The 4142-nt window shown below is 49.3% G+C and carries 4 protein-coding genes; 1 reads left to right on the top strand and 3 read right to left on the bottom strand.

The genetic code is table 11. The features are described 5' to 3' along the window. Positions 1-229 precede the first annotated feature (229 nt). A complete protein-coding gene (locus tag CAG65_RS11130; RefSeq protein WP_161453668.1) occupies positions 230-1684 on the top strand; it encodes an FAD-dependent oxidoreductase in 1455 nt (484 codons plus the stop codon). Here the strand turns inward: CAG65_RS11130 and CAG65_RS11125 are convergent. From CAG65_RS11125 to CAG65_RS11115, 3 genes are read right to left on the bottom strand one after another with little or no spacing between them, the layout of a single operon-like run. Beyond that, a complete protein-coding gene (locus CAG65_RS11125; RefSeq protein WP_021705321.1) occupies positions 1665-2600 on the bottom strand; it encodes a biotin-dependent carboxyltransferase family protein in 936 nt (311 codons plus the stop codon). The two genes, CAG65_RS11130 and CAG65_RS11125, sit on opposite strands and share 20 nt — an antisense overlap. Continuing rightward, positions 2597-3301 (bottom strand): 5-oxoprolinase subunit B family protein, encoded by a 705-nt coding sequence (locus CAG65_RS11120; protein ID WP_161453667.1) that lies wholly within the window; start codon positions 3299-3301, stop codon positions 2597-2599. Before CAG65_RS11120 ends, CAG65_RS11125 begins: the two co-directional genes overlap by 4 nt. Before the next feature lie 4 nt (positions 3302-3305). Next, positions 3306-4046, bottom strand: a complete 741-nt coding sequence (locus CAG65_RS11115; RefSeq protein ID WP_161453666.1) for a 5-oxoprolinase subunit PxpA — start codon at positions 4044-4046, stop codon at positions 3306-3308. Between the last annotated feature and the right edge of the window lie 96 nt (positions 4047-4142).

Below are 4142 nucleotides of genomic sequence, written 5' to 3'. Positions count from 1 at the left end.
GTAGATAACTGGCCATTTGTCCTAGCCCAATAACTACGGACTTTTGGCCAGTTTTGTTATTCACATGGTTAAAAAAACGCCTCTGGCAAATATGTCCGTCAAGCCTTTTTTTTAATTTTTACGTCTTGCAACTGAAATATATCTGAACTAAAGACGCGAAAAAAATGTGATTTTTTTAATGGCATAAAGGCTTTAGAATATCGGCAGAATTTGAGTGTCAGCAGTTTTAATGTCTCACCTAAGTAAACATACATCGCCTGCACACGTCGCCGTGATCGGTGGAGGTGTCGCCGGAGCAACCGCAGCACTGCACCTGGCAGAAAGAGGTGTGCGTGTCTCACTGATCGAAAAAAGTGATGGATTAGTCAACGGACCACCGATCTGTCATTTGCATGCTGGGGGCAACCTCTATCGAGAAATCTCCCAGCAGCAGTGCATCGAACTGTTAAAGCAGTCCATCGAATCTGTACGTTTGTATCGACATACACTGAATGTGAGGCCAACAATTATTGCGGTACCACACAGTGATGGCGGTCAGCCAGAAGAGCTCTTGCCGAGGTTGACAGTGGTTGCTGATTCTTACCGTGAGTTGGTCGAACAGAACGAAGCCAATCGAGTGCTAGGCGATCCTGAAGACTATTATCGAGTTTATGAAAAATCAGAACTGTTGGCACTGAAACAACAGGTTCAGCCGAAATGTCCGATCACATTTGATGAATGGATGACTCCGTTTGCTAAACGAGTGGATCTGGAGCAACTCAAGTTCCCAGTAGTGATGGTCAACGAATTTGGTTGGAGCGTATTTCGTTTAGCTGCGACTGCGACACTGGCTTTTGACCAGATGCCCCATTGTGATGTTCAGCTGAATACGCGTTTGATCAGCGCAAGCCATGATGGCCAACATTGGCGCCTGACGTGTAAAGATAATCAAGACAACGTATCCCAACTTAAGGCCGACTATCTGGTCAATGCCTGCGGATACGAAACTGGAAAGCTGGACGATCAGGCCGGGTTTAAACGCAAAAGGCTGGTGGAATTTAAAGCCGCGTATGTTACGCAGTGGCCACAGTGTGAAGAACAGTGGCCCGAAGTGATTTTTCATGGTCCAAGAGGCACGTCAAAAGGCATGGCGCAACTGACGCCATACGCTGACAACGTGTTCCAGTTGCATGGCATGACAGAAGAGATCACGCTGTTTAAAAACGGCTTGGTTGGATCCTCCACCACTTCTTCTCAACCACAGTTGCCCCTTGAGTTGCAACGCAAAATGGACACCGGTTGGTTGGAAGATATCAGCGAACGTCGCAGCGTGCGCGCGATTGAACACGTGGCTCAGTTTATTCCCGGATACCAGACAGCGACGCCAATGGGAAAACCTTTGTACGGCGCGCAGCAGATTCCCGGGGATGATGCGACTTTGCGAGCGGCGGATGTAACGTTTGAAGCCAACGGGTATGCCAGACTGGAGGTGGTTAAGGGGTCATCTGCATTAGAAGCGGCGCGAAAACTCGTGCAGCACTGGCAATTGGATGATGGCGATACGGCTTCTATTGAAGCATTGCACCCGGTGTCTCTGTCGTTAACGGCAGATGCCATCGAAAACCAGGCGATCGTTCTGGCGGAGCAGCGAGGTTATCCGTCTGCGCTGGCTAAAGTGGTTGGGATCAATAACCAAAAAACTTAGCCCACTTGCACCAGGCATCTTGCAGTCCCAGTAAATCGCCTGGTGTGAAACTCACCGACTGACCTGGCTTCGCCTGTGCAAGGCGGGGAAGATCAATTCTGGCTACACAGCCGATTTTGGGGTACCCACCGATGGTTTGTCGATCGTTTAACAGCACGATCGGTTGCCCATCCGGGGGCACCTGAATCGCCCCTAAAGCAATCCCTTCACTGAGTATCGCGTGCTGAGGCGCAGGGATTGTGCTGCCTGTCAGGCGATAGCCCATCCGGCTGCAATGCTGGCTGATCTGGAATGTACGTTGGTACATTGCGTTTTTGGCGTCATTGTCGAACTGATCAAATTGATAGCTTTCAATCACGCGTAACGTGATCGGTAAGTTGTAGTTGGGTTGAAAGCGAAAAGACACCTCTCTCAGTGGCGTATTGCAGCGGTGCTCGTGAAAGTACAGTTGATCACCTTTTTCCAGCGCCCGGCCATTAGAATGTAGGCCCCCCAGTTTATCCTTGGCCACTGTCGCGCAGCTGCCCAGTTGTAACGGAACATCGAATCCGCCTTTGATGGCTAAGTATGCTCGCAAGCCATTTTTAGGCAAACCAAAGCTAAGTGTTTGCCCACGGCGCATTATGAATACCGACCAGTTGGGTAAGCGAACTCCATCCAGTTTGGCCTGTAAGTCTCCGCCACATAATGCCAACTGGCATTTGTCTTGCGCAACGAATTCGGCCTGACCCAATGTGATTTCCAGCGCGGCACAGTTGATGTCGTTATCCAGTAAATGATTTGCCCAACTGTAGGCGTAGTCATCCACTGGGCCTCCGGGAACAATACCGATCTGTGTGACGCCGTAACGACCAAAGTCTTGAACCAGAGTTAATTGACCGGGCTTTTTCACCTCTAGGTGAGGGCGGTGTCTCATACAAAATCTTCCTTGTGGATAGTGCCACCCAGTTCGATGAATTCGGCTTGGCTAATGGGTTTGAATCGCACTTTCTGACCAACAGTGAACGGAATCATCGGTTCTTGGTTAGGGGAATAAAGCACCAGTGGGCAGTTGCCGATGACGTTCCACCCTCCTGGCGAACTGTCGGGATACACTGCGGTTTGTTTTTCAGCGATCGCGATGCTGCCTTTAGGCAGTGACAGGCGTGGCGTGTCTTTTCTGGGGAGCTTTAACTGCGGATCGACTTCGGTCAAAAACGCAAAACCGGGCGCAAAACCAATCGCTCCGACCGTATATTGCTTGTCCGAATGAAGGCGAATCACATCCTCGAGTGACAAACCTCTGTCGAAATAAAGTGTTAAGTCCGGCCCAACGGATAGATCGTAGTAAGCCGGAAGCTCAATTGTATCGCTGTGCGCGTTCAGTTGTGGCTGGAGAGAATTGATCAAAGTTTCTGTCCTGGTACAGAAATCAAAGATAGAAATGCGGTGCGGTAAGTAATCAATCAGAATGGTGTTGTATGAGGGGGTAATGTTCATCAACCACTCTGCCAGTTCTGCCTGTAGTGCGTCACTGACGCAACGCACTAACTGAGACGTTTCAGCATTGGGTTCGTGTTCGAATACAATCAGAATGCTGCATTCTGCGATAGGTTCTATTCGGTAATCGAAATCCAATCTGTTACTCCTCTAGGGCCTGACGAATTTTGGCAATCAGTCCGGCTGATGATTCGTTATCGCCGTGCACGCAAATGGTGTCGGCTTCTATCGGGACGACAAAACCATCTTTACTGGTGACTTTCGCGTAACGTGCGATCTGACGTACCTGATTTATGATGTCTTCTTCGCGTGTTAGCACTGCGCCGCTTTCTGAGCGAGGGCACAATGAGCCATTACCCAGGTAGGCTCTATCAGCAAACGCTTCGAATAATAAAGGCACTTCGTATTTGTCCGCGATGTCAAAAAACGCCTGACTGTCAGAGGTCGCCAGGATCATCAGTGGGACATTAAAGCATGACACGGCATCCACGACGGCTTCAAAAATAGCCAGATCTTTCATCATGTCATGGTAGAGCGCGCCATGTGGCTTCACATAGCTGACTTCGGTGTTCTTACTTTCACACAACGCTTTCAGTGCGCCAATCTGATAAATCAGCATCTCACTTAACTCGTTGGTCGGGTAGCTAATGGATCGACGGCCAAAGCCCTGCAGATCCGGATATCCAGGGTGTGCACCGACTTGTACGCCATGTCGGATCGCGAGGTCGACTGTTTGGCTCATTACATGTGGGTCTGAAGCGTGAAAGCCGCAGGCAATGTTGGCCATGTCAATCCAGGGCATGACTTTGTCATCACAGCCCATTTTCCAGGGGCCAAAACTTTCGCCCATATCGCAGTTCAGGGTCAGCGTGGATTTAGTCATTGATGTTCACCATCATAAATCTGGTCCAAAGGGTGATCTGTTTCATTATTCAATCGGTTTATTAAGCGTAAGGTATGCTTTTTCTATAATTTGATA

The sequence above is a fragment of the Vibrio sp. V39_P1S14PM300 genome (genome assembly GCF_009904765.1).
GTDB classification, from domain to species: domain Bacteria; phylum Pseudomonadota; class Gammaproteobacteria; order Enterobacterales; family Vibrionaceae; genus Vibrio; species Vibrio proteolyticus.
This window is presented reverse-complemented; position numbering and strand designations above follow the sequence as displayed.